Origin of the sequence: Glutamicibacter sp. NPDC090743 (assembly GCF_044769125.1) — a bacterium.
Classification (GTDB): Bacteria; Actinomycetota; Actinomycetes; order Actinomycetales; family Micrococcaceae; genus Glutamicibacter.
In genome coordinates, this window is sequence record NZ_JBIVXE010000003.1 from 327,225 (window position 1) to 352,332 (window position 25,108).

The window sequence follows — 25,108 nt, forward strand, 5'->3', positions numbered from 1 at the left end:
ATGGCGTCACAAGAGCTTGTGTTACGGCATTAATGGCAAAAGGACGGCATCTCCCTGAATGCAAGGGAAATGCCGCCCTGGAAGAGTTCTTCAGAACCTACCGATGACGGTGCAGGCGACGTGCCGCTTCAGCCAGCGAACCGGACAATGACGGGTAAACGGTGAAGGTTTCAGCCACGTCATCAACATGCAGGCTGTTCTGGACCGCCAGTGCCAGCGAGAAGATCAATTCACTGGCACGCGGAGCGACCACAACACCGCCGATGACGGTGCCCGAGCCCTTGCGGGAAACGATCTTCACGAAGCCCTGGTCCACGTTCATCATCTTGGCGCGAGCGTTGGTGTTCAGATCAACCTTGATGATGTTGGCCTGGTACTTGCCCTCGGCAACCGCTCGCTGGGTCACACCCACGGTAGCGATTTCCGGGGAGGTGAAGACGTTGGATGCCACTAGATCCAGGTTCAATGGCTTTACCGAGTCGCCGAGCAGGTGGGCCACGGCGATGCGGCCCTGCATGGCTGCTACCGAAGCCAGGGCGAAGACGCCCGTGCAGTCGCCGGTAGCGTAGATGTTGGTTGCGGTAGTGCGCGAAACGCCATCGACCTTGATGTGGCCCGAGTCGGTCAGCTGCACGCCGGCTTCTTCCAGACCCATGTTGGCGGTATTGGGGATGCCGCCCACTGCAACCAGGCAGTGGCTGCCTTCGAGCACGCGACCGTCCGCCAAGGTGACCAGCACCCTGTCGCCCTGGCGCTCCACGCCCTCGGCGCGAGCCTGGGAAACAACGTTGACGCCGTTGTCCTTGAAAGCATCTTCCAGCACGCCAGCTGCGTCTGCATCCTCGCCGGGCAGCACGCGGTCGCGCGAGGAAACCAGCGTGACCTTGGCACCGAGCAAGTTGTACGCCGAAGCGAATTCTGCACCGGTAACGCCGGAGCCTACAACGATCAGGTGCTCAGGCACCTCGTTCATGTTGTAGATCTGGGTCCAGTTGAAGATTCGCTCGCCATCAGGCCTGGCGGTAGGCAGTTCGCGCGGGTGGGCTCCCACGGCAATCAGCATGGCGTCCGCTTCGATTTCCTGCTCGGAACCATCCGGGTGCGATACGGCAACCGTGTGGTCGTCCAGCAAGCGGCCCTCGCCGATCACGATGCGCACGCCAGCGCGTTCGAGGGTGGTGCGGATATCCGAGGACTGCTCCTTGGCAAGGTCCAGCAGGCGGTGGTTCACTACCGAGAAGTCGGTGACGGCCGAGTCGAGGCCGTCAACGTGGACTCCAAAGGTCTCTGCGTGCTTCACCCGGCGCACTGCGTCCGCCGTAGCGATCAGGGTCTTGGAGGGCACGACGTCGGTCAGCACCGCTGAACCGCCCATGCCTGCACGCTCCACGACGGTGACATTGGCGCCCAGCTGGGCCGCACCCATGGCAGCTTCGTAGCCGCCAGGTCCTCCGCCGAGAATAACTAAACGGGTTGCTTCATTCCTACGATCTGCGCTCACATTCACTATTGTTCACCATGCACGGTGATTGCGCACATCGAAGCACGATCCCGGAACGTGATTTTGAATCTGAAGCACTAGTTTCACCTGACAAAGCGCCCCGCTACCGGTAGCGTATTTCCCGTGACTGATATGCAAAATGACCCACAGGTCCTGGCGGCACAAGCTGCCCAGGCAATCGCCGAACAGACCGGCGTCGAAAAACACGACATCGCGGTGGTCCTGGGCTCCGGTTGGGGCCAGGCCGCCGAACTCATCGGCGAAACCACCCACACCCTGGATGCCGCCTCCATTCCAGGCTTCCATGCCCCGGCCGTACCCGGGCACAAGGGCAGCATCTCCTCGATCCTGACGTCCACTGGAAAGCGGGTCCTGGTTCTGGGTGCCCGCACCCATTACTACGAAGGGCGCGGCGTGCGCGCTGTCGTCCACCCCATCCGCACCGCGGCAGCTGCCGGCTGCGAGCAGCTGGTGCTCACCAACGGTTGCGGCGGCCTGAATCCGAACTGGCCCCCAGGCACCCCGGTAATGATCTCGGACCACATCAACTTGACTGCCGCCTCCCCTTTGGAGGGCGCGACCTTCGTTGATCTGACCGACCTGTACTCCTCGCGCCTGCGCGAGATTGCCCTCGCAGTTGATCCGACCCTGGATCAGGGCGTGTATGCGCAGTTCACCGGACCGCACTACGAAACCCCGGCCGAAGTCCAGTACGCCAAGGTGATCGGTGCTGATTTGGTCGGCATGTCCACCGCATTGGAAGCAATAGCCGCCCGCCATGCAGGCATGGAGATCTTCGGTATTTCCCTGGTGACCAACCTGGCCGCCGGCATCAGCCCGGTGCCGCTGAGCCACGAGGAAGTCATCGAGGCCGGCCAGGCCGCCGGTCCGCGCATCTCCAAGTTGCTGGCACAGATCATCGCGAAGCTCTAAGCCTCGCATTATCGGCGCAAAGAAGCAGTCAGTGTCCTTCGAAGGGAAATCAGTGAATCACACGCAGAAAATCCAGTTGCTCGATGCGGCGGGCCAATGGGCAGCCCAGGATCCCGATCCGCAAACGCAGGAAGAACTGCAATTACTGATCCAGCGCGTCACCGACGGCGACGCGCTGGCCTTCGAGGACATCGCCGACCGCTTCAGCGGCGTCCTGGAATTCGGCACCGCAGGCCTGCGTGCCGAATTGGGCGCCGGCCCGATGCGCATGAACCGTGTGGTGGTCCTGCGCACCGCTGCGGGCATCGCGCGTTTTCTGGGCGAAAAGGCCAACGGCGGATATGTCCCGAAGGTCGTCATCGGATTCGATGCCCGTTTCAACTCGGATGCCTTCGCCAAGGATTCAGCCGCCGTCTTCGCCGCTGCCGGTTTCGAGGTGCTGCTGATGCCCTCGGCCTTGCCGACCCCGGTGCTGGCTTGGGCCGTTCGTGAATTCAGCGCGGAAGCCGGCGTCATGGTGACCGCCAGCCACAACCCTCCGCGGGACAACGGCTACAAGGTATACGTGGGCGGCAGGATCACCGATGCGTCGGGCCGCGGGGCCCAGATCGTCTCCCCCATCGATGCGCAGATAGCTTCCTTGATTGACCATGACCAGCCAGTGCCGCAGATCCCGCTGGCACAGTCCGGTTGGGAAGTGCTCCCGGCCCCAGGCGAAGAAGGCGATATCGAGGCAGCCTATCTCGCTTCCATCCACCCGATCATCGAAGCTAACCAGCCGCAGGGCCTGGTACGCAAGAATCTGCGAATTGTGGTTTCGGCAATGCACGGCGTGGGTGGCCACACCATGCGCCAAGCCCTGCTGAACGCTGGTTTCGACGACGTGCACATGGTCGTTGAGCAGGAACACCCCGATCCGCTCTTCCCTACCGTGAAGTTCCCTAACCCCGAGGAGCCAGGGGCCATCGACCTGTCGCTGGAACTGGCCCGCACGGTCGGTGCTGATCTGGTCATTGCCAATGACCCCGATGCCGACCGTTGCGCGGCAGCCATCCTCGACGGCGGCAGCTGGCGGATGCTGCGCGGCGATGAGGTAGGTTGGCTGCTGGGAGACCAGGTCTCCAAGACCTTGCCAGAGGGCAAGAAATTGGCCAATTCCATCGTGTCTTCGCGCATGCTGGCAGCCATCGCCAAGGACGCCGGACGCGAGCACGAAGAAACCTTGACCGGATTCAAGTGGATCTCACGCGTTGAGGACCTGGGCTACGGCTACGAAGAAGCCTTGGGCTATTGCGTAGCCCCGGAACTGGTGCGCGACAAAGACGGGATTTCTGCCGGGATCGTCCTGGCCGATCTGGCTGCGCAGTTGAAGGCCTCGGGCAGCTCCATCCCGGACCGCCTGGATGAACTGGCCGCCAAGCATGGCGTGCACGTCACCGACCAGCTGTCCCTGCGCTTCACCGACTTGGCGCAGATCCCGGTGCTCATGGAAAAGATCCGCAAGAACGCTCCGGCCTCGCTGGGCGGCTCCGAGGTTTCCGAGGTGACCGACCTGTCCAGGGGCACCGAGACGCTCCCTGCGACCAACGCCATGGTCTTGCATACATTTTCCGGTGCCCGCGTGATCGTTCGGCCCTCGGGAACGGAACCGAAACTCAAGTGCTACTTGGAAACTATTGAGCCGGTCGATGATCTGGCCGAGGTCCCTGAAGCCCGCAAACGCGCTACCGCGCAGGTCTTGGCAATCAAGGATGAATTGGCAGCTTACCTGAATGCCAACTAGGCTTACCCCTTCGAGACCTTCATTTGAAATGATTGAAATCTTTATTGTTAGAGGAAATGATGACTGAACTAAGCGCCCGCGAGATCGCAAGCTACATCGATCACACCCTGTTGGCTCAGAATGCTTCCCGCGAACAAGTTGTGCAGATCTGCGACGAAGCCAAGAAGTACGGCTTCAAGTCGGTCTGCGTCAACCCGTTGTGGGTTTCCACCGTTTCGCGCGAGCTGGAAGGCTCGGACGTACTGACCTGTTCGGTCATCGGTTTCCCGCTGGGTGCCTCGGCCACCGATACCAAGGTATTCGAAACCAAGCACGCAGTTGCAGACGGTGCCAACGAAATCGACATGGTGATCGACGTTGCCGCCGCCCTGCGTGGCGATCGGGATGCCTTGGTCAACGAGATCTTCGCCATTGCGCAGGCCGCGCATGAAGGTGGAGCCATCTTGAAGGTCATCATCGAAACCTGCTTGCTCACCGAGGAAGCCAAGGTCCTGGCCTGCGAGGCCGCAAAGGCCGCTGGCGCTGATTTCGTCAAGACTTCCACCGGTTTCTCCACCGGCGGCGCGACCGTCGAAGACGTCGAGCTGATGCGCAAGACCGTCGGCCCGGAAATGGGTGTCAAGGCCTCGGGCGGCGTTCGCAGTGTTGAAACCGCGCGGGCCATGATTGCGGCCGGTGCGACCCGGCTAGGTTCTAGCTCAGGAGTTGCTATCCTAGAGGGAGAGCAAAGCGGTTCCAGCTACTAGGAAATCGCACCAATCCGTTTTCCCAAGGAGAAAAAGTGTACTCGAACGGCAAGAACACTGCCCATTCCGGTGAAGGCCGCCTTGTCGGCAATATCGTCAACCTCGTGATCTTCTTCGTGATGTTCTCGGCTGGCGTCTACACCTTGGGCTACTGGACCCTTGAGGTTGCTTGGTGGCCGACCCTGGTCAGCTTCGCTCTGATGTTCTTGGCTTTCGCTATCCCGATGCACCTGATGGGTCGCGCGGAAAAGGCTGAGGATCTGGTTGCGGCAGCTAATGCCCACCAGAATTAATTAGAACTTTTCAAGAGAGGGAAACCCGTGTCCGGGTTTCCCTCTCTTGCGTTTAAGCTTCCTTGCCTCGCTTAGACTGGCCCCATGGAATCATGGGATCAGCGCATCGAAGAGTTCTGGAACTCAGCCAATGGCAAACGCCCTGAACAGTTGCGCACCGAACTGGCACTCCTGGTGCAGGGCAAGGATCCGCAGGATCCGCGGGTGCTCTTCGAGGTCGCGTCCCTGCACGACTACCTAGGGGAAGAAGAACAAGCGGTCGACCCCTACCGGGCGGCACTGGAAGCTGGGCTGGAAGCGCCAAGGCACGATGAAGCGCTGCTCCAGCTAGCCAGCACGCTGCGCAATCTCGGGCAGTACACCCAGTCCATCGAACTGTTGCAGCAGATCACTGCCGATTCACCGATCTTTACCGACGCCCAGGCCTTCCTGGTTCTGGCCTTGCACGATGCCGGGCAATCCACCGAAGCGGTCCAGCTGGCGGTCAGCGCATTAGCGCGCCATGCCTCGCTCTACGCCCGGGCGATCAAGGGCTACGCCGGAGAACTGGCCTCGCCTGCGGCCTCGGGCCAGCGGTAGCAAACGCCGGCCAGCAGCCTGCCGGAAAAGGCATGCTACTGGCCCGCGAGTTCAACCGAATCAGTCCTTTGCTGCCGGTGCGGGTGTTGGCTCGAAAATAGCGTAGAGCAGCTTCTCCGCCCACTCCAGGATCTCCCCGTCGGCCAAGTCCCGTCCGCCAATGGGCGAGGTCTTGGGCTTCGGGATGAAGATCGAATTCAGCGCCGGCTTGTTCGCAGCCCCCGGGTACAGGCGTTCCAAGCGCACCTGGCGCGAAGCTGGCAGGTCTTCAATTCTGGCCGGAGCCAGCTTGATGTGGTTGCCGACCTGCTGGATATCACGCAGCCCCGCAGCACGCGCGCGAATACGCAGGGCCGCCACGCGCATGAGGTTCTCCACCGGAGTTGGAAGCTTGCCATAGCGATCCACCAGCTCATCGCGGACTTCACCCAGCGCCTCGTCGGTCTCGGCCTGGGCAATGTTGCGATAGGCTTCCAAACGCAGTCGTTCACCAGGTACATAGTCGTGTGGCAGGTGGGCATTGACCGGCAGGTCAATCTTCATCTCGGCGGCTTCTTCCTCGCCTTCGCCCTTGTAATCGGCCACGGCCTCGCCTACCAGGCGCAGGTACAAGTCGAAGCCCACACCGGCGATATGCCCGGACTGCTCGCCACCCAGCAGATTACCGGCTCCACGCAGTTCCAGGTCCTTCATGGCCAGCTGGTAGCCGGAGCCAAGCTCGTTGTGCGCGGCAACGGCTTTCAGGCGCTCCAGGGCGACCTCCCCCAGCGGTTTCTCTACATCCCACAGGAAGTAGGCGTAGGCACGCTCACGGCCGCGCCCTACGCGCCCGCGCAGCTGGTGCAGCTGGGACAGGCCGTAGTTGTTCGCGCGGTCCACAATCAGCGTGTTCGCATTGGAAATATCCAGGCCGGTTTCGATGATGGTGGTGGAGACCAGCACGTCGAATTTCTTCTCCCAGAAGTCCTGGATGATCCGCTCCAGCCGGGATTCGCTCATCTTGCCGTGCGCTACCTCCACGCGCGCTTCGGGGGCCAGTTCGCGCAATTCGGCAGCTACCCGCTCAATGGAGCTGACCCGGTTGTGCACGAAGAACACCTGGCCATCGCGCATCAGCTCACGCTTGATGGCCGCGGAAATCTGCTTGTCGCTGCGTGGACCCACGTAGGTCAGCACCGGATGGCGTTCTTCGGGCGGGGTCGCCAAGGTGGAGGTTTCGCGGATGCCGGTCAGCGACATCTCCAAGGTACGCGGGATCGGGGTGGCGCTCATCGCCAGCACATCCACGTTGGTGCGCATCTTCTTGAGCTCTTCCTTGTGCTCCACTCCGAAGCGCTGTTCCTCGTCAATGATGACCAGGCCCAGATTCTTGAACTCCACGTTCTTGGAGAGCAGGCGGTGGGTGCCGATGACAATGTCCACGCTGCCGTCCTTGAGGCCGGCCAGGATTTCCTTCGATTCCTTGGCGCTCTGGAAACGCGAGAGGGTCTTCACGCGGACTGGGAAGCCCGAATAGCGTTCGGTGAAGGTCTGGTGGTGCTGGGAAGCCAGCAGGGTGGTAGGAACCAGCACGGCAACCTGCTTGGAGTCCTGGACGGCCTTGAAGGCGGCGCGAACCGCGATTTCGGTTTTGCCAAAGCCCACGTCACCGGAAATCAACCGGTCCATCGGGATTTCCTTCTCCATATCGGATTTCACCTCGTTGATGGCGGTGAGCTGATCCGGAGTCTCGATGAACGCGAAGGCTTCCTCCAGCTCGTTCTGCCACGGGGTGTCTGATGCGAAGGCGTGGCCACGGCTGGCCATGCGAGCCGAGTAGAGCTTAATCAGGTCGCCAGCAATTTCCTTGACGGCCTTGCGCGCCTTGGACTTGGTGCTGGCCCAGTCCGAACCGCCCATTTTGGACAAGGTCGGAGCTTCGCCGCCGACATACCGGGTGACCATATGCAGCTGGTCCATCGGGACGAACAGACGGTCCCCCGGGGCTCCGCGCTTGGAAGAGGCGTACTCCGCCACCAGGTACTCGCGCTTGGCGTCCTTGCCCGAGCCATTGACCTTGCGGGCCATCAGCTCGACGAACTTGCCGATGCCGTGCTGTTCGTGGACGATGTAGTCCCCGGCTTGCAGGCTCAGCGGATCAACGGCATTGCGCTTGCGCTTGACCGTCAGCTTGCGGCCCTTGCGGTTCGGGTACGCGCTGGAGCGGCCCAGCAAATCTGCTTCGGTGAGCAGGCCCAGCTTCAGTTCCTCGAAGACAAACCCGCGGCCGGCGGTGGCCTGGGTGATCTCGATCAGTCCAGCGGTGGGTTCCGCGGACAGGTCATCCACCCTGTGTGCCGGGATCTTGAACTCGGCGAAAAGCTCCGAAAGGCGGGCTGCCGGGCCGGGCCCCTCGGTAGCCACGACGAAACGCCATTGGTCCTTGACTCGTCCTGCGATGAATTCCATCATCGCCTCGATGTCGCCCTGGTAGCCGTGCGGTTCACGGGCCGGGACACGGATGGTGGCCGCGCCCAAATCCAGCTCGTCATCGGCACCCAGGGAGGTAATAGCCCACCAGGAAACCTTGGCGGCCTGTGCGTGTTCTACGGTTTCTGCCAGCGAGGCAAAATCACCGGTAGCCAGCTTTCGCTCGGAATCCGCGGTGGTCAGATCCAACGGAGCGCTGGCTCCATCCGAAGCCGAAGCCCACGCGGCAGCCAGGAATTCGGCATTGGTGGCGTTCAGGTCATGCGCGCGGGCGCGCACGCGCTCTGGCTCCATCACCAGCGCAATGGACGATTCCGGCAACAAGGACAGCAGCGGAACCATCTTGTCCACCAGCAGCGGAGCCAAGGATTCCATGCCTTCAACAGCGATGCCGCCGGCAATCTTGGTGAGCATTTCCTGGGCCGCCGGGAAATGGTTCTTCAGATTCGCTGCCCGGCTCATCACCTGCGGGGTGATGAGCATTTCACGGCAGGGCGTGGCAATGATCCGGGTGGGACCGGGATCATCAGTGGACCGCTGATCTGCGATGGCGAAGAATCGCATCGAGTCGATCTGGTCCCCGAAGAAATCAATGCGGACCGGATGGTCCAATGTCGGCGGGAAAACATCGATGATGCCACCACGCACCGCAAACTCGCCGCGGTGCGTCACCATGTCCACTCGGGCATAAGCCGCAGCAGCCAGGTCCTTGATGACTTTATCGAAGCCCGGCTCGGCATCCAGTTCCAGGATGACCGGGCGCAATTCGCCAAGGCCGGCGACCAACGGCTGCAGCACGGCACGAATTGGAGCAATGATGATGTTTAGGCTCTCATCCCGGTCGTGCAGGCGGCGCAGCACTTCCAGGCGGCGTCCCACGGTATCGCTTCGTGGCGACAAGCGTTCATGGGGCAAGGTTTCCCAGGAAGGGAACTCGGCGATCTGGCCTGCCGGGAGGTAGGCACCCAGTGAGCTGGAGATTTCTTCTGCTTCACGGCCGGTCGCGGTGACGATGAGCGTCACCCCCGAATGCTTGCTGTCACGCAGCGCCTGGCTGATATGCGCCGAGAGGATCGGCCGCATGCCCTGCGGGGCCGCGATTTCCAGCTCTTCGCTGCGCGTCGGGTAGTCATGAGCTGCGCTTTGCCCAATGCGCCTGAAGGAAGGTTCCTCGCGCAGGAAATCATGAAGTCCGCTTAGGCTCATGGGGGTTCGGGTCCTCTCATGCAGACGCTTGGCCGGGTGCATTCATACTGTATTACGTCGAAACGACACCACGAACGCCGACCGTAAATGTTTTTCCACGGCCGGAAACGTCAATATGCTGTTTTGGGTGCAGTCCTAGCCTACCCAATGCGGCTTTGCAGATAGTGTTAATACTGTCCGTTGCCGGGCCTGCGATTTCGTTGCCCGGCCACTTAGATTTCCAGATTGGGATTAGCTTTCATGGCATTGAACGCAAGCACTCAGATCGCCCACCCTGCAGACCAGGTCATCGCTACGCTTAGCGATCGTGGCTTTGCCGAGCACCTGACCAAGGTCGCCAACGGTTCCTTGACCGATTTCTCCGTGAACGGCGATACCGCAGGCGCCTTCACCGTGACCACCGTTCGTTCGGTCCCCACCGATCGCGTTCCGGATATCGCCCGCAAGTTCGTTGGCGCGACCATCGAGATCACCCAGGTAGACCAGTGGACGGCCCCAGATGCTGCCGGCAACCGCTCGGCTACGGTAAAGATCTCCGTTGCCGGTGTTCCGGTGACCGTCAGCGGCACCGAACAGCTCAAGGCCCAGGGCGAAACTTCCGAGTTCTCCATTGACGCCAAGGTTTCCTCGTCGATTCCATTCATCGGCGGCAAGTTGGCTTCGGCTGCGGAGCCTTACCTGGGCAAGGCACTGAATTTGCAGGCTGCTCAGGTCAATGCCTGGCTTTCGAAATAAGCCACTCCGAATAGTTACGTTTCACATTCAATCCCCGGACGTGCGATTTCTCGCAAAGCGTCCGGGGATTTGTGCTCTGAAGCACTGTTGGCGCTAGGGTTAAAGACAGGTGTGCCGGGAAGTCTGGTCGGCGAGAAGTATCCATTTAACGAAGTAAGCGAGTTACACGTATGACCCAAACTCCGTCTTCGGGTTCCAGCAAGAACCTGTTTTCGCGCCCCAGCTATAAAGAATCTATCCGTATCGGCGACATCCTGCGCAAGGAAACCGTCGGCGGCATGGTTCTCATCGCCGGCGCTTTGCTGGCGTTGGTTTGGGCTAACACCCCGTTGCGCGAGTCCTACTTCGCTCTGCGTGATTTCCACTTCGGACCGACCCTTTTCGGTGTGGATCTGAACCTGTCCATCGGCCACTGGGCTGCCGATGCACTGCTGGCAGTGTTCTTCTTCTTGACCGGCTTGGAGCTGAAAAAAGAATTCGTCATTGGCGACCTGCGCAATGCGAAAACGGCAGCCGTACCGGTAGCGGCCGCTTTTGGCGGCGTGCTGGTGCCGGCATTGATCTTTGTCGCTATCGCTTCCATGTCCGGTGGCGGTGAGTTGTTGCGTGGCTGGGCCATTCCAACCGCAACAGACATTGCGTTCGCCGTGGCTGTGCTCGCGGTGATTGGTTCGGCGCTTCCCGCAGCGCTGCGCATCTTCCTGCTGACTCTGGCTGTAGTCGATGACCTGATCGCTATTGTCATTATCGCCGTCGTATTCACCGATGACCTGAAGCTGTCCTACCTGGGCCTGTCGCTGATCCCCATCATTCTCTTCACGGTCCTTGCCCGTTTCCTTGGCAAGTTCTTCGCCAAGCGCGCTTGGGCCGCGTGGGCAATCCTGCTGCCGCTGGGTGTCATTACCTGGATCTTCGTCTTCGGCTCCGGCATCCACGCCACCATCGCCGGTGTGGTCTTGGGCTTCTGTGTCCCGGTCAAGCGCACCGATGGCCGTGAAGGCATCGGCCTGGCTGAACGATTCGAGCACCGTTTCCGCCCGCTGTCCTCCGGCTTCTGCATTCCCATTTTCGCCTTCTTCGCCGCTGGCGTGACCGTGTTTTCCCCTGAAAAAGGCAGCGGCGGCCTGCTCACCGATCCAGTGTTCTGGGGCATCGTTCTGGGTCTGGTGCTCGGCAAGCCGATCGGCATCATGGGCTCGACCTGGCTGCTGACCCGGTTCACCAAGGCCTCGCTGGACAAGGACGCCCGCTGGGGCGACATCCTGGGCGTCACGTTGCTGGCAGGTATCGGTTTCACCGTATCCCTGCTGGTTTCCGAACTGTCCTTCGGCTTGGAGTCGGCGCACTATGAGCATGCCAAGGTAGCAATCCTGGCTGGTTCATTCATTGCAGCGATCCTCGGTGCCCTGTGGCTGATTCCCCGTAACCGCCGATACAAGGTCCTGCACGAGCGAGAGACCCGCGATGCCGATAAGGATGGCATCCCTGATGTGTACCAGCAGGACGACGAAGGAAGGTAGCCTTCTGGAATCCTGAAGAAATAGCTCGGGCGCCGGCTTTCACATGTGGAAGCCGGCGCCCGAGCTGTTTGGTTTTGCTATTACTTGCGGGCCTCGTGCATCGCGACCTCAGCGGCCACCCAAGCGAGCATTGCGCACTTGACGCGTGCGGGGAACTTGGAGACGCCGACGAAGGCAGCGGCGTCTTCCAGCACCTCTTCATCCGGCTGGAAGTTTCCCTTGGAGCGCATCATCTCGCGGAAATAGTCCCGCTTTCCAAGAAATTCTTCCTTGGTCAGTTCAGGCAGCATCTCGGCCAGCACCGAAGCAGAGGCCATGGAGATGGAGCAGCCATCGCCTTCCCAGCTCATCGAAGTGAAATGCTCCTGGTCATCGAGCTCTACGCGGACACGGATCTGGTCGCCGCAGATCGGGTTGTGCTGGTGGGACTCGCCGTGCAGCAATCCTTCGGTGGTCTCGACCAGCGGCGAACCGATGCGGCGCTTCGAGTGGTCCAAGATGACCTGTTGGTATAGCTGATCCAATTCGTTCATTTAAACTCCAAAGTATTCGCGCACGGAGCTCAAGGCCTCAAGCAGGGCCTTGATGTCTTCTTCCGTGTTGTACAGATAGGTGCTGGCGCGGGTCGTGGAATTCACGCCCAGGGCGCGGTGCAGCGGCTGCGCACAGTGGTGGCCCACGCGTACCGCAATGCCGCGCGAGTCGAGGTACTGGCCGACATCATGCGGGTGCACCCCGATCACTTCAAACGGGACAGTACCGATACGCTGCGCGTCGGCCGGACCGAAAACGCGCACGCCTTCGATTTTCGAGATGCCCTCATAGAGCATCGCTCCGAGGTGCTCTTCCCAGGCCGCGATACGGCCCATGCCGATTTCATCCAGGTAGCTGACTGCGGTAGCCAGGCCGTGGGTCTGGGCGATGCGCTGGGTACCGGCCTCGAAACGCTGCGGCGATGGCATGTACTCTGCGTGCTCCATGTCCACCACGGTGATCATCGATCCACCCGTGAGGAACGGTGGCATTGCGTTGAGCAGTTCTTCACGCCCGTAGAGTGCGCCGATTCCGGTTGGGCCGAGCATCTTGTGGCCGGAGAAGGCCATGAAGTCAACGTCCAGGGCTTTCACGTCGACCGGCAGGTGAGGCACGGACTGGCATCCGTCCAGCACGGTCAGGGCGCCGACCTCGCGGGCAGCGTCAACGAACTTCTGGGTATCGGTGATGGTGCCCAGCACATTCGAAACGTGGGTGAAGGCAACGAGCTTGGTTTTCTCGGTAACCAGCTCATCAAGCAATTCGTAGCGCAGTGCACCGTCTTCGGTGACTGGCACGTAACGCAGCGTAGCACCGGTGCGGAAAGCCAGTTCCTGCCACGGGATCAGGTTCGCGTGGTGTTCAAGTTCGGTGGTGAGGATTTCATCGCCCGGGCCCAAGCGGAATCGGGCCGCGGCCTCTCCCCCGCGCCCCAAGGAGGCATTGGACATCGAGTAGCTGATCAGGTTCAGCGCTTCGGTGGCATTAGCAGTCCACACCAGTTCGTTGGTGCGTGCACCGATGAACTTGGCGACCTTCTCGCGGGCTTCCTCATAGATCTCGGTCGCTTCAACTGCCAAGGAATGCGCACCGCGGTGTACTGCTGCGTTGGCGTTCTCGTAGTAGTGCTGCTCGGCTTCATAGACGCAACGCGGCTTCTGGCTGGTGGCGCCGGAGTCCAGGTACACAACGTCAACGCCGTTGACTTGGTGCTCCAGAATTTCAAAGTCGGCCTTGATGCGCTCAACTTCTCCAGCTGTCAACGCCTCAAGGGCTTCTGGCTGACCGGTCATCGTGTGCACGTGGTCCTCCGAATAATTGTCATGGATGCCCGGCAGGCCGTGGCAAAGAATCGTCACAGGCCTATTAGGCAAGGGGTACATTGGGTAATTATTCCACTCCGGGCCTCGAAGCACATCTAAGTTAGGCCTTAGTAAGGAACGCCTCGGTCCATAGCTTTCTTAATTTAATGAAGTCGAGGACCGCTGCGGACCGTTCAAGTCCCCAGCGGTCCCCACTTGGCTTCACCGCGCCCCATAGGGATCAGCGGTCAGCTGATATGGAATTTTGCCTGGGCAGCTTCCAATCCCGAGTTCATCAGCAATTCCACTGCGTCAGCGCAATTGTCGATCAGAAACGGAAGATCGGCCTTTTCGGTCTTGGAGAAGTCCTGCAAAACCCATTTGGCAGTATCCATGCGGCCCGGAGGGCGCCCAACGCCTGCGCGCACGCGCAGGTAGTCCTTGGAGCCCATGGCCTTTGAGATATCCCGCAGGCCGTTATGCCCGCCTTCACCGCCACCGCGCTTGAGCTTGATGGTATCGAAGGGAATGTCGATCTCGTCGTGCACGACAATCAGCCGGGCGGCATCGATGCCGAAGAACTTCGCCGCGTTAGCTACCGGCCCGCCCGAAAGATTCATGAAAACCATGGGCTTGGCCAGCACGATGCGTGGACCGCCAACCCCCATGCGTCCTTCGACAACCTGGGAACGCGAGGAGTGGGTCTTGAATTTCGAGCCGACTCGATGAGCCAGCTCATCGAGCACCATCTGCCCGATATTGTGTCTATTGCCAGCGTAGCCGGACCCGGGGTTCCCGAGTCCGGCTACGAGCCAAGTTCCATCACTCATGACGCTCAGCTAAAACCTAGTTCGCTGTAATTAGGCAGCGATGATCAGGTCCATGTGATCAACGGTGCGGTTCAGCGCGTGGATCTGGATGTCCTTGATGGTGGTCTTCACGGTCTTGCCTTCGATGTTCAGAACCAGCTCAACACCGCGGTCGCGAACGGCCAGGGTGGTTTCGCGGCCTGGAAGCAGTACGTGCTGTGGCTCGGAGCCTGCACCGTAGACAACTGCTGGGATCTGGCCATCGCGGCGAGCCTGGCGGGCAGCGCCCTTGCCGAAATCGCTACGTACAACGGCGTCAAGGTTGACAGATGCCATGATAATTCTCCTTAGGAAATGAATGCTTCGTTAAGGCCCTTGCGTGGACTCGGGAAGCATCCAACATCTAGGAGATGAAAGAGCTTTTCCGGCCTTGTCGATAACGGTCCCACCATTGCTGGTGTTTCCCTCGCCTGGGCACAGTCAACAATTCTACCAGCTGCCATCGCCAACGGGAAAACCTGTAGCGAACGCCACTATTCCTGGATTCCGCTCAACGGCTTTGGAAAATAAAAGTATCGTCCAGCGTAAAGCCGTGGGCGTCATCGCAGCGATAACCGCGCAGCCACGGCACTCCATCCACCATCCGCAGATAGAATCCGCGCGGGAATTCCTGATTGCCGGGTGCCGCGGAAGCGACGGTCAACGAATCAGCCGGCTTCTTCCCATCACTGAGCACTGAATGGCTGGAAGACGCTTGGTCCAGAAAATCCAGTCGCAGATACGGGCCGGTCATGGCGGGGCATAGCTGCATTCCCCTGCTGACGGCGCGCTCGAATATCCGGGGCAATGTTGCTCCGGCGTCCAAGCCCAGCTGTTGCAGATTGCGGCTTATCAGGGGGAGGTTGTTCGCCGGCACAACCTCATTGAAAATCCGGTGGGCTAACAGCATTTTGGCGTAGTCGTTAAGCTGAACCCCTGCTAGGACCATGCGTTGCAGTAGCTCACCGCGTTCCAGCCCTCCCACAGCGATCTGGCGTATTCCAAATTCCATGCTGCCTCTCCTGGTGCTTGAACCACCATAAATAATAGTTTTCCGTGTCCGCATAAGGCACCTTCACCGGCATTTTCTCGGGCGGAGTATATGGCAATCTGAAATCTTTGAAAACTCGGAGTTTCAAAAATTAGCCGAGTCAAGATCACATATGTCCCGTATGACGAACGGCTTACGAGATGCTTTCACGCGAACTGAAAACGAGGCATCTACTTTTTGGGAGCGGCCATTTTTTCTCTTAGCCATTTGTCGACAGGTAACCCAGCGTTGCTACTGACGGCGATAAGAATTCCAAGCGTTGTCGGTTCAATTCCGACTTGTAATCCGATCAACAGCAGTGCTGCGGCGAAGGCACACACTAGTCCGGACAGTTCAAAGGCTTCAGTCCTAGACATTGGTTCAGTCTCGCAGATTAGTTAATAGCAGATCAACGTCGCTTTGGGAGACGTGCCCTAGTCGCCCGCCATCGCTCGCAGAGCAGCTAAGTGCCCGTCGAAGGCCCTCCGCCCTTGGGCTGTGAGCTTGACCGTCGTCGTCTGGCGAGCATCCTTGCGTAGCGGGGAAGCCTGCTTGCTAGTGACGAGATAACCGATTTCGACAAGATTTTTTACGGTCTTAGATAGGTTTGCTTCGCTGAGCTCGAGTGTTGTGGCAATGGTAGTGAAGTCCGCCTCGGCCAGCGGACGCAGCATTGCACAGAGGCGCAGCCGGGTTGGTGCGTGGATCGCCTCATTGAAGCAAGGCTCAGCCCGCACGATACACCTCAGCAGCATAAGCGCGGTCATACTGCACGACGATGAGCGCTGTAGCTGCACCTGTCGTAACTGCTAGGGCGAGAACCCAGCCGATCTGACCGAGCAGTGTGAGCACTAGGCTGATCATTAGCGCAAAGAAGAAAATCATCATTAGTGCAATCAATATCCAGAGCCCACGCGGACCGGCTGGGCGGGTGATACCTAGGCCGCTGCGTTTGCGGAAAAGCACCTCAACACCGACGAAGATCCCGATACTTAGCACCAGAGGCAACCATACCCATTCCAGCCCGAGAGCAGGGACCATGATGATAAGCGCAGCGCCCAGGCCCTGCGCTGGTGCGGTCCACCACGTTTCCGCCGTGACTTTTTCGCCGATCCGGGCACGGTCTGCACTGATCGCCCGAAGCGACTGGCGCACTGATTCCGAACTCTGAGCGTTCTCCGACTGACTTTCCATGCAGTAAAGTCAATCACTTTCCTTATGGTTGAGCAACCCTGAATTGTCATGGCGATCATCTGAGTGGCATTCGTTCCGCAAAAGGTTCCTCTTACGGGCACTGTCAATGATCGCTTAACCGCCTCTGGCCGGCACCCGAAGGTGCCGGCCAGAGGCTTTGCGAAACGAGGGCTGCTAGGCGCGGCCGTCAAACAGGTTCGTGACCGAACCGTCGTGGAATACTTCCGAGATCGCGCGGGCGATCGTCGGGGCAATCGAGAGCACGGTCAGGTTCTCGAAACGCTTCTCTTCAGGGATTGGCAGGGTGTTGGTGACAACAACCTCGCGGGCACCGCAATCAGCCAAACGCTGGGCAGCCGGATCCGAGAAGACCGCGTGGGTAGCCGCGATGATGACGTCCTTGGCGCCAGCTTCCTTCAGCACACGCACAGCGCCTGCGATGGTTCCGCCGGTGTCGATCATGTCGTCGATCAGGACCGCGATGCGGCCCTCCACCTGGCCAACCACGGTCTTGGACTCGGCCTGGTTAGGCACGGTCAGATCGCGGGACTTGTGGACGAAGGCCAGCGGGGTGCCGCCCAATCGATCTGCCCACTGCTCGGCAACGCGCACGCGGCCGGTGTCAGGGGAAACCACGGTGACTTCATTTACATCGACCTTGGACTTGATGTAGTCAGCCAGCAGCGGGAAGCCGAACAGGTGGTCCACCGGACCGTCGAAGAAGCCCTGGATCTGCGCGGTGTGCAGATCGCAGGAAATCACGCGGTCAGCACCGGCGGTCTTGAACAGGTCGGCAACCAGGCGGGCCGAGATCGGCTCGCGGCCGCGGCCCTTCTTGTCCTGGCGTGCGTAAGGGTAGAACGGTGCCACGACAGTGATGCGGCGGGCCGAAGCACGCTTCATCGAGTCAATCATGATCAGCTGTTCCATCAGCCAGTTGTTCGTTGGTGCTGGGTAGGACTGCAGCAGGAAAACGTCCTTGCCGCGAACCGACTCATCCGAACGCACGTAGATCTCGCCGTTGGCGAAGTCGTAGGCGTTCAAAGGCAGCAGTTCGGTGTCGAGTTCCTTGGCTACTTCTGCAGCCAGCTCAGGGTGCGCACGACCGGTGGCCAGCACCAGCTTCTTGTCGACGTTATGGCTGATTTCACTCATGGGGTTTGCTTTCTCGCTCGCTTCGCTATCACGTATGAGGTTGTTGTCGAGGAAATGAAGTCTGTAGCTGAATTACTCGGAAGCCGAAGAGTTCAGCGAGGACTTGAACGCTGCGTCAGCCGAGGAGGTGCCTGGGCGCTTTTCCAGCGTCCACCCCTCGGAGTTGCGCTGCGGTGCCACAGACAGTGCCAAGGCACCGGCCGGGACGTTCTTGCGGACGATGGCTCCGGCTCCGGTGTAGGCGCCGTCCCCGATTTCAACCGGGGCAACGAATACGGTGTTGGAGCTGGTGCGCACATGCGAACCGATCTTGGTGCGGTGCTTCTTTTCGCCATCGTAGTTTGCGGTGATGTTGCCGCAGCCGATATTGGTGAATTCACCGATTTCAGCATCTCCGGCGTAGCCGAGGTGCGAGAGCTTGGAGCCACGGCCAATCGTGACGTTCTTGGTTTCGTAGAAGGCGCCGATCTTGCCATCCGCACCGAGGTCGGTGCCGGGACGCAGGTAGGCGAACGGGCCAACCGAGGCGCCATCAGCGATGCGCGAGTCGGTGGCGTCGGTGCGCTTCACGGTAGCGCGCTGGCCAACAATCACGTTGGTCAGGGTGCTGTCCGGGCCAACAGTGGCATTGGCGCCGATGATGGTCTCGCCGTGCAGCTGGGTGCCTGGCTTGAGGGTGGCGTCCTGGCCGATCATGACGTCAGCGTCGATCCACGTGGTCGCCGGATCAACGATGGTCACGCCCTGGCGCATCCAGAATTCGGTCTTGCGCTCGTTGTAGATGCGGGCCAGATTGGAAACCTGGACGCGGTCGTTGGCGCCCTCGATCTGCCAGCGGTCAGCGATCTGCGAGGAGGCGACGCGGCCACCGCGTGCGCGGGCGATGGCGAGCACATCGGTCAGGTACATTTCGCCCTGCGCATTTTCGGTGGTGACCTCGGTCAGCGCCGAACGCAGGATCTGGGCATCGAAAGCGTAGATGCCGGAGTTGATTTCCTTGATCAGCAGTTCTTCTGCCGAAGCGTCCTTCTGCTCGCGGATTCCTGCAACCTCGCCCTGTTCATCGCGCAGGATGCGGCCGTAGCCGTTAGGGTCATCCAATTCGGTGGTCAGCACGGTCACGGAGTTGCGGTTCGACTCGTGCGTAGCAACCAGTTCCTGGAGCACCTCGCTGGTGAGCAACGGCACATCGCCATAGGTCACCACAACGGTGCCTTCAAGCGATGGGTCCACAGCTTCCAAGCCCAACTGCACGGCGCGGCCGGTACCCGGGATTTCATCCTGGTCGGCAATGGTGATGGAAGGGAACTGTCCCAGAATGTGCTCTGCGACCAGATCGCGCTGGTGGCGGACCACCGCTACCAGGTTCTGCGGCTCCAACGCGGAAGCCGCGTAGAGTGCGTGGCCAATCATGGACCGACCTGCGATTTCATGCATGATCTTCGGCTTCGCCGATTTCATGCGAGTGCCAGCGCCGGCGGCTAGGACGATGACAGCTACTGGTGCGTTGACCTGATCACTCAAGTGCATTCTCCTGCAAATTGGATTCAAGGTTTTGGGCAGAGAAGTAAAACCTCAAAGCAAGTCTATCGCGAGCTTCGGGGTGCGCTGAAACTGGTTAAAAAATAAAAGCGCCACTTGCGTGACGCTTCATCATTGGTTCCGCCCCTAGGATTCGAACCTAGAATGCACAGCTCCAAAGGCTGGCGTGTTGCCATTACACCAGGGCGGAAAATGGCTTGCTCAGGTCATGCCCGACAAGCACGCTAATTATTCTGCCATGATCAGCCCAATGTGCGAAATCGCAAAACACCGTAGCAAAACTCACTTTTATTCTCTGCTTTAAACTGCCCAAGCCCCCTGGCACGGCACACGCTCAGATGGTCCCGCCAGGGCCTCGATTTGCTCCCGGAACGTAAAATGGAAATTGTGGCTCATTTACTCGGGGGCGAAGCCCTACATCTGGAATATCCCACCCATGTCGTTTTCGACTCGGTAACCATCGGCATTTCCGATGGCGACCGCATCGGCCTGGTGGGTCGCAACGGCGAAGGCAAGTCCTCGCTTCTCGGCATGCTCTCCGACAGGATCGAGCCCAACTCCGGGCGTGTTACCAAGCGCAACGGCCTGCGCGTGGGCGTGCTGGACCAGTCGGACACCCTGGATCCCGAAGCGACCGTGCACTTCTGCGTGGTGGGCGAGATGGACGACCACGAGTGGGCCGGCGAAGCGCGCATTCGCGACATCATCTCCGGGCTGGTTGCAGACCTGGACTGGGAAGCGAAGGTCAGCACCCTCTCCGGCGGCCAGCGCCGCCGCGTGGCTCTGGCCGCGCTGCTGGTGCAGGACTGGGACGTCGTCATCCTGGACGAACCGACCAACCACCTGGATGTCGAAGGCATCTCCTGGCTCGCCGAGCACATCAATAACCGCTGGTCCAAGAACGCCGGCGGCCTGATGGTCGTCACCCACGACCGCTGGTTCCTCGACGCGGTCTGCACCACCACCTGGGAAGTGCACGACCGCCTGGTCGAGCCCTTCGAGGGCGGTTACGCCGCCTACGTGCTGCAGCGCGTGGAACGCGACCGCATCGCCGCGGTCACCGAAAACAAGCGCCAGAACATGATGAAGAAGGAACTGGCCTGGCTGCGCCGCGGCGCCCCGGCCCGTACCTCCAAGCCGAAGTTCCGCATTGAGGCAGCCAACCAGCTGATCGCCGATGTCCCGCCGGCACGCAACCCGCTGGAGTTGCAGAAGATGGCCACCAGCCGGCTGGGCAAGGACGTCATCGACCTGCTGGACACGGAGGTCTCCTTCGGCGCCAAGCAAGTACTCAAGCCCTTCACCTGGCGCATCGGCCCGGGCGAACGCACCGGCCTGCTCGGTGCCAACGGTGCCGGCAAATCCACCTTGCTGGGCCTGATCGCCGGGACCGTGGAGCCAACTGGCGGCAAGATCAAGCGCGGCCAGACCGTGAAGCTGGCCGTGCTGGACCAGCAGTTCCGCGAACTGGAGCAGATCGGCCAGGACAAGGTCCGCGAAATCCTCGCCCGCTACCGCACCACGTTCAACGTGGATGGCAAGGACCTGACCCCGGCCCAGCTGCTGGAGCGCTTGGGCTTCTCCTCGGCACACCTGTCGACCAAGGTTGCTGAACTCTCCGGCGGCCAGCGCCGCCGCTTGCAGTTGCTGATGATCCTGATGGATGAGCCCAACGTGATGATCCTCGATGAGCCCACCAATGATGTCGATACCGACATGCTGGCGGCCCTGGAAGACCTGCTGGATTCCTGGCCCGGCACCTTGATCGTGGTCTCCCACGACCGCTACCTGCTCGAACGCGTCACCGACCAGCAGTACGCGATCCTGAACGGCAACTTCCGCCACGTGCCCGGCGGCGTGGACGAGTACCTGTTGCTGCGAGCTGCCGAAGGTTCCACTGGCGGGTCCAATCCTTCGCAGGCTTCTTCCGAAACTGCCGCCAAGCCTGCTGGCCCTTCGGGCGCAGAGCTGCGTGCCGCGCAGAAGGAACTGAATGCCAATGAACGCAAGGTCGGCCAGCTAGAGGAAAAGATCGCCAAGGTCCACGCCAAGATGGCCGATCATGACCAGAGCGACTATGAAGGGCTGGGCAAATTCACCGCTGAGATCAACGAGTACCAATCGCAGATCGACGAGTTGGAAGAGCGCTGGCTGGAACTGTCCGAGCTGCTCGGATAGCGCTTCTGCCTTGACGCCGGCGAAGGGCTCGGAAACTTTCGGTTTCCGAGCCCTTCGCTGATCCACGAGTTTTTGCCCCATCCGCCAAAGATCGTGGCAGACTGGCGAACATGGGAATTGTGATCATGGAGGGCCGGTTGTTGTGCGCGGACGCGGCTGAGGCTGAATTGGTGGAGAAATTGCTGCCGGAGCATATACGCCTCACCAAGGCGGAAAACGGCTGCATTTCTTTCTCTGTCACGCAAACCGGCGATCCCTGGGTCTGGCTGGTGCACGAGGAATTCGAAGACAGTGCCGCTTTCCAGGCCCACCAGCAGCGGGCCGCGAAGAGCGAATGGGGCCAGGCTACCTCCGGATTGCAACGAATCTACAAGATCAAGGGCTTATAGCCAGGTACATTTTGAAGCCCACATGCGACGCGGTAAATCCTAGCCCCTCGTAAAAGCGGTGCGCGTCCTGGCGTTGCGCGTCGCTTGTCAGCTGGACCAGCGGAATTCTCTTGCTTTCGGCTTCGGAAATGGCCCAGCGGATCATTTCCGTTCCCAGGCCCCCGCCGCGCAACGCGCTGGCCACGCGCACTGCCTCGATCTGCATCCGCTTCGCTCCCCTGCGCGCAAGACCAGGCAACATGGTCAGCTGCATCGTACCGGCAATGGCTCCGTCATTGCCCTCCACCACGATCAGCGTATGCGCTGGGTCTGCGTGAATCTCGTTGAAAACCTCCAGATACTGTTCCCCGGCGTCCCCAGCGTCCGCATGCTCTGCAGGACGGATCTCATCATCTGCCATCAAGGCAATGATCTGGGCAAGATCCGTAGCCCGTGCTTCGCGCAGCAGGTAGTTCTGGCCGCGTGCCGACAAGCTGCAGGCGCCCATGGGCTCCTCGCGCACCTCAGGCACGGGCCCTGGGCGCACGCGCCGCACCCACCGAGAAGGCCATGACGATGATTCCGGCCGCTTGCAGTGCCCAGCCAAGAATTCCGGCCTGCATCAGCGTGATCATCAAGACGCCAGAAATAATGAGCACAAGTGCTAGTGCGCACACATAGATTCCACGTTTATCAAGTCCCATGGCCACAGCCTATGCCCCAGTGTGCCAGCGCTCAAGGCTTTCCGGTGATTCTATCGGCCAGCACGGCCAGCGGCGAGGAGCTCCCCCGCCCCTTCAGTTCGCTTCGATCTGCGGCACCATAGGCTGCATAGAGCCCCTTGGTTGCCAGCCAGCGCAGTGGTTCCGGCTCCCATTTGCGCACCTGGTGATTGACCCACGGCAGATTGGCCAATTCAGTGCTTTCCCCGAGGATCAAGTCGCGCAAGGTTCGTCCGGCCAGGTTCGCTGCGCCGACCCCGGTGCCGACATAGCCGCCGGCCCAGCCCAGTCCGGTCGCCGGGTCCAGCCCGACGGTAGCGGCCCAGTCCCGCGGCACGCCCAGTACCCCGGACCAGGCATGATCGATTCTCGAATTCCGGGTCTGCGGGAACATGCGGTGCAGAATTTCCTGCAGTCCCTCCACAGTGCTTTGCGGCGTCTGGCCATCGGCATCCGTGCGCGAACCATATTTATACGGCACTCCCCGGCCTCCAATGGCAATGCGGTTATCCGCGGTGCGCTGGGCATACATGTAGACGTGGGCGTAGTCCCCCAGCACCTCGCCGTTGTTCCATGCCAGTTCGTCCCAGATGGATGGAGCTAGCGGTTCGGTGGCAATCAAGGACGAATTCATCGGGAGCCACAAGCGCTTGTGTCCTGCTAGCCCGGCAGTAAACCCTTCGGTGGCACGGATGATGTACTCGGCGTCCAATGACCCACCGTCGAATTCGATGCGGCGTGCGCGCAGTGTGGTGGCGCGGGTGTTTTCATAGATCCGTACGCCGAGCCGCTCCACGGCTTCGGCGAGTCCGCGTACCAATTTTGCAGGATGGATTCTGGCCGCGTGCGGATGCCACAGCCCGGCCCGGGCATTGGCGACGTTGATCTTGCCTTGCGCTGCCTCGGCTTCCAGCAATTCGGTCTGCGTGTGTTCCCATTGCGCGTCGGCCATGGCATCGGCGCGCAAGCGCTTTTCCTGGGCAGGGGTGTAGGCAACTTCGAGTTCGCCGCCCTGCAGGATATCTGCATCGATCCCCTCGGCAGCGCACACCTCGATGACCTCGGCGACGGTCCGGTTCATGGCCAGCTGGAAGTCATTGACTGCTTGCCTGCCATGGGATTTCAGGTAGCGTTCGCGGCCAGCGGTGATGGTGTTGGTCAGCCATCCCCCGTTGCGCCCCGAGGCGCCGTAGCCCACGTGCCGGGCTTCGAGGATCGTGATGCGAAGATCCGTGTTGGTCTTGGCCAGGTAATAGGCGGTCCACAGTCCGGTGAACCCGGCACCGATGATGGCGACATCTGCGGTGCCCTGACCGCGTAATTGCTGGCGTGGCTCTGGCAGGCCGATGTCTTCCCACCAGTGCGAAACGTGTCCATTGAGCATGTTGTATTCCGCCCCAGATCCAAAATGAATGGCTCTCAATAATTGCTTTGGGATTCAGCCTAGGGCCGGGCCCAGGGAGCAACAAGAGGGGTGGCGGAAAATGATGCAAGAAATCCCTGCCCGGCCCAAGGCCAGACAGGGACTTCCGGAAAAATTATTCGGAAACGGTAATGTGCGCTCCGGCCGCTGGAGCGGTCACCGGGATGGTAGCGACGCCCACCTCATCGCCCAGCTGGGCCATGACCTCTTCAGCATGCTCGGCATCTTCGACCAGCAGAGCCAAGGTCGGCCCCGAACCGGAAACCATGGCTCGCAGGGCACCGGCGCCTTCTGCCATATCGCGCATGGTGCCTAGTTCCGGGGCAAGGGCCAAGGAAGCCTGGGTCAGGTCATTGGCCAGTACCTGGGCCAACGCTGGCGCGTCCGAAGCCATCAGCGCTTCGATGACCGCTGGATCGATTTCCTGCGGGACTTCGATCTCCGTGCCGGAACGCAAGCGATCGAGCATGCCATAGACTCGCGGGGTCGACAAGCCAAAGCTGGCCGGGATCAGCACCCAATGGGTCTTGGCACGAGTCAGCAACGGGGCAAGCTTGTCGCCGATGCCCAGGCCGATGGCGGCCCCGCCCATCAAGGCGAAAGGCACGTCAGCACCGAGGCGTGCGCCCAAGCGGCCGAGTTCTTCCCGGTCCAGCCCGGTTCCCCACAATTCGTTGCAGGCTACCAGCGTGGCCGCCGCGTCTGCAGAGCCTCCACCCATTCCGCCGGCGATCGGGACGCGCTTGGCGATGTGCAGGTTCGCTCCGAGGCTGCAGCCCGTGTGCTCGCGAAGCAGCTGGGCTGCCTGGTGCACCAGATTGCCTGCACCCAGCGGAAAGCTTTCCGGTTCGGAGACCACAGGGGAATTCGGTTCCAGGCTCAGCTGCAATTCCCCGTCGGTGCGCAGCGTCGCTTCAATCTGCTCGGCCAGGGAGACCGCGACGTAGAGGCTCGCCACTTCGTGGTATCCGTCTTCGCGAGGAGGACCGACCTTGAAGTAGCAGTTGATTTTGCCCGGTGCGGTCGCGATGACACGCTGCTTAGACAT

At 60.7% G+C, this 25,108-nt stretch carries 24 protein-coding genes, 1 tRNA gene and 1 pseudogene; 9 read left to right on the plus strand and 17 right to left on the minus strand.

Translation table 11 applies throughout. The features are described 5' to 3' along the window. Positions 1–97: 97 nt before the first annotated feature. Positions 98–1,507, minus strand: a complete 1,410-nt coding sequence (locus ACIQTS_RS07980; RefSeq protein ID WP_332487844.1) for an NAD(P)H-quinone dehydrogenase — start codon at positions 1,505–1,507, stop codon at positions 98–100. A 126-nt stretch (positions 1,508–1,633) separates the two neighbouring features. Between ACIQTS_RS07980 and ACIQTS_RS07985 the strand changes: the two genes are divergently transcribed. From ACIQTS_RS07985 to ACIQTS_RS08005, 5 genes are all read left to right on the plus strand, one after another. Beyond that, positions 1,634–2,434 (plus strand): purine-nucleoside phosphorylase, encoded by an 801-nt coding sequence (locus ACIQTS_RS07985; protein WP_402472747.1) that lies wholly within the window; start codon positions 1,634–1,636, stop codon positions 2,432–2,434. A 52-nt stretch (positions 2,435–2,486) separates the two neighbouring features. Beyond that, the gene (locus tag ACIQTS_RS07990; protein ID WP_402472530.1) at positions 2,487–4,217 is read left to right on the plus strand and encodes a phospho-sugar mutase; all 1,731 of its coding nucleotides are present in this window, start codon (positions 2,487–2,489) and stop codon (positions 4,215–4,217) included. A gap of 59 nt (positions 4,218–4,276) precedes the next feature. Beyond that, positions 4,277–4,963, plus strand: a complete 687-nt coding sequence (gene deoC, locus ACIQTS_RS07995; RefSeq protein ID WP_400290567.1) for a deoxyribose-phosphate aldolase — start codon at positions 4,277–4,279, stop codon at positions 4,961–4,963. A 35-nt stretch (positions 4,964–4,998) separates the two neighbouring features. Further along, positions 4,999–5,256 carry a hypothetical protein gene (locus tag ACIQTS_RS08000; RefSeq protein ID WP_105657110.1) on the plus strand — a complete coding sequence of 86 codons (258 nt, stop codon included), beginning with the start codon at positions 4,999–5,001 and terminating at the stop codon, positions 5,254–5,256. An 84-nt stretch (positions 5,257–5,340) separates the two neighbouring features. Then, entirely contained in the window at positions 5,341–5,835 is a 495-nt protein-coding gene (locus tag ACIQTS_RS08005; RefSeq protein WP_332487848.1) for a tetratricopeptide repeat protein, read from the plus strand. Between the two features lie 60 nt (positions 5,836–5,895). Here ACIQTS_RS08005 and mfd read toward each other — a convergent pair whose 3' ends face one another. Beyond that, on the minus strand, positions 5,896–9,510 hold the full coding sequence (gene mfd, locus ACIQTS_RS08010; RefSeq protein ID WP_402472534.1) for a transcription-repair coupling factor: 3,615 nt from the start codon (positions 9,508–9,510) through the stop codon (positions 5,896–5,898). Between the two features lie 240 nt (positions 9,511–9,750). On the opposite strand from mfd, the gene ACIQTS_RS08015 reads away from it, so the two are divergent. Then, entirely contained in the window at positions 9,751–10,245 is a 495-nt protein-coding gene (locus tag ACIQTS_RS08015; protein WP_105657107.1) for a DUF2505 domain-containing protein, read from the plus strand. A 170-nt stretch (positions 10,246–10,415) separates the two neighbouring features. After that, positions 10,416–11,765, plus strand: coding sequence for a Na+/H+ antiporter NhaA (gene nhaA, locus ACIQTS_RS08020; RefSeq protein ID WP_332487852.1), 1,350 nt, complete (start codon positions 10,416–10,418; stop codon positions 11,763–11,765). An 80-nt stretch (positions 11,766–11,845) separates the two neighbouring features. Here the strand turns inward: nhaA and sufU are convergent, their stop codons facing one another. The 11 genes and pseudogenes from sufU to ACIQTS_RS08075 form a co-directional block, all read right to left on the minus strand. Next, positions 11,846–12,298 (minus strand): Fe-S cluster assembly sulfur transfer protein SufU, encoded by a 453-nt coding sequence (gene sufU, locus ACIQTS_RS08025; protein WP_105657105.1) that lies wholly within the window; start codon positions 12,296–12,298, stop codon positions 11,846–11,848. After that, the gene (locus ACIQTS_RS08030) at positions 12,299–13,591 is read right to left on the minus strand and encodes a SufS family cysteine desulfurase (RefSeq protein WP_332504545.1); all 1,293 of its coding nucleotides are present in this window, start codon (positions 13,589–13,591) and stop codon (positions 12,299–12,301) included. It lies immediately after the preceding gene. A gap of 257 nt (positions 13,592–13,848) precedes the next feature. Next, positions 13,849–14,430, minus strand: coding sequence for an aminoacyl-tRNA hydrolase (gene pth, locus ACIQTS_RS08035; protein ID WP_105657104.1), 582 nt, complete (start codon positions 14,428–14,430; stop codon positions 13,849–13,851). A gap of 42 nt (positions 14,431–14,472) precedes the next feature. After that, a pseudogene (locus ACIQTS_RS08040) lies at positions 14,473–14,745 on the minus strand (50S ribosomal protein L25); the annotation flags it as partial. 214 nt (positions 14,746–14,959) lie between these two features. Next, positions 14,960–15,460, minus strand: a complete 501-nt coding sequence (locus tag ACIQTS_RS08045) for a hypothetical protein (protein ID WP_402472538.1) — start codon at positions 15,458–15,460, stop codon at positions 14,960–14,962. Between the two features lie 209 nt (positions 15,461–15,669). Next, a complete protein-coding gene (locus tag ACIQTS_RS08050) occupies positions 15,670–15,855 on the minus strand; it encodes a hypothetical protein (RefSeq protein WP_332594715.1) in 186 nt (61 codons plus the stop codon). A 57-nt stretch (positions 15,856–15,912) separates the two neighbouring features. Then, positions 15,913–16,245 carry a transcriptional regulator gene (locus ACIQTS_RS08055; protein WP_332594716.1) on the minus strand — a complete coding sequence of 111 codons (333 nt, stop codon included), beginning with the start codon at positions 16,243–16,245 and terminating at the stop codon, positions 15,913–15,915. Beyond that, positions 16,205–16,672, minus strand: coding sequence for a hypothetical protein (locus ACIQTS_RS08060; protein ID WP_332730949.1), 468 nt, complete (start codon positions 16,670–16,672; stop codon positions 16,205–16,207). The genes ACIQTS_RS08055 and ACIQTS_RS08060 overlap by 41 nt, the downstream gene beginning before the upstream one ends. Positions 16,673–16,846: 174 nt before the next feature. Continuing rightward, on the minus strand, positions 16,847–17,827 hold the full coding sequence (locus tag ACIQTS_RS08065) for a ribose-phosphate diphosphokinase (RefSeq protein ID WP_332499429.1): 981 nt from the start codon (positions 17,825–17,827) through the stop codon (positions 16,847–16,849). A 72-nt stretch (positions 17,828–17,899) separates the two neighbouring features. Continuing rightward, positions 17,900–19,351 carry a bifunctional UDP-N-acetylglucosamine diphosphorylase/glucosamine-1-phosphate N-acetyltransferase GlmU gene (glmU, locus tag ACIQTS_RS08070; RefSeq protein ID WP_402472543.1) on the minus strand — a complete coding sequence of 484 codons (1,452 nt, stop codon included), beginning with the start codon at positions 19,349–19,351 and terminating at the stop codon, positions 17,900–17,902. 133 nt (positions 19,352–19,484) lie between these two features. After that, positions 19,485–19,559 (minus strand) — tRNA-Gln (locus tag ACIQTS_RS08075). A gap of 197 nt (positions 19,560–19,756) precedes the next feature. On the opposite strand from ACIQTS_RS08075, the gene ACIQTS_RS08080 reads away from it, so the two are divergent. Both ACIQTS_RS08080 and ACIQTS_RS08085 read left to right on the plus strand, forming a co-directional pair. Continuing rightward, positions 19,757–21,547: an ABC-F family ATP-binding cassette domain-containing protein gene (locus ACIQTS_RS08080; protein WP_105661906.1), complete on the plus strand. Its 1,791-nt coding sequence runs from the start codon at positions 19,757–19,759 to the stop codon at positions 21,545–21,547. A gap of 110 nt (positions 21,548–21,657) precedes the next feature. Then, entirely contained in the window at positions 21,658–21,936 is a 279-nt protein-coding gene (locus ACIQTS_RS08085) for an antibiotic biosynthesis monooxygenase (RefSeq protein ID WP_332503802.1), read from the plus strand. Here ACIQTS_RS08085 and ACIQTS_RS08090 read toward each other — a convergent pair. The 4 genes from ACIQTS_RS08090 to ACIQTS_RS08105 all read right to left on the minus strand — a co-directional run bounded on the left by ACIQTS_RS08090 (position 21,923) and on the right by ACIQTS_RS08105 (position 25,108). Then, on the minus strand, positions 21,923–22,423 hold the full coding sequence (locus ACIQTS_RS08090; protein ID WP_402472546.1) for a GNAT family N-acetyltransferase: 501 nt from the start codon (positions 22,421–22,423) through the stop codon (positions 21,923–21,925). The genes ACIQTS_RS08085 and ACIQTS_RS08090 overlap by 14 nt on opposite strands. Positions 22,424–22,439: 16 nt before the next feature. After that, positions 22,440–22,619, minus strand: a complete 180-nt coding sequence (locus tag ACIQTS_RS08095) for a hypothetical protein (protein WP_332727321.1) — start codon at positions 22,617–22,619, stop codon at positions 22,440–22,442. 31 nt (positions 22,620–22,650) lie between these two features. After that, a complete protein-coding gene (locus ACIQTS_RS08100; protein WP_402472549.1) occupies positions 22,651–24,021 on the minus strand; it encodes an NAD(P)/FAD-dependent oxidoreductase in 1,371 nt (456 codons plus the stop codon). Between the two features lie 154 nt (positions 24,022–24,175). Next, positions 24,176–25,108, minus strand: a complete 933-nt coding sequence (locus ACIQTS_RS08105) for a 4-(cytidine 5'-diphospho)-2-C-methyl-D-erythritol kinase (RefSeq protein WP_402472552.1) — start codon at positions 25,106–25,108, stop codon at positions 24,176–24,178.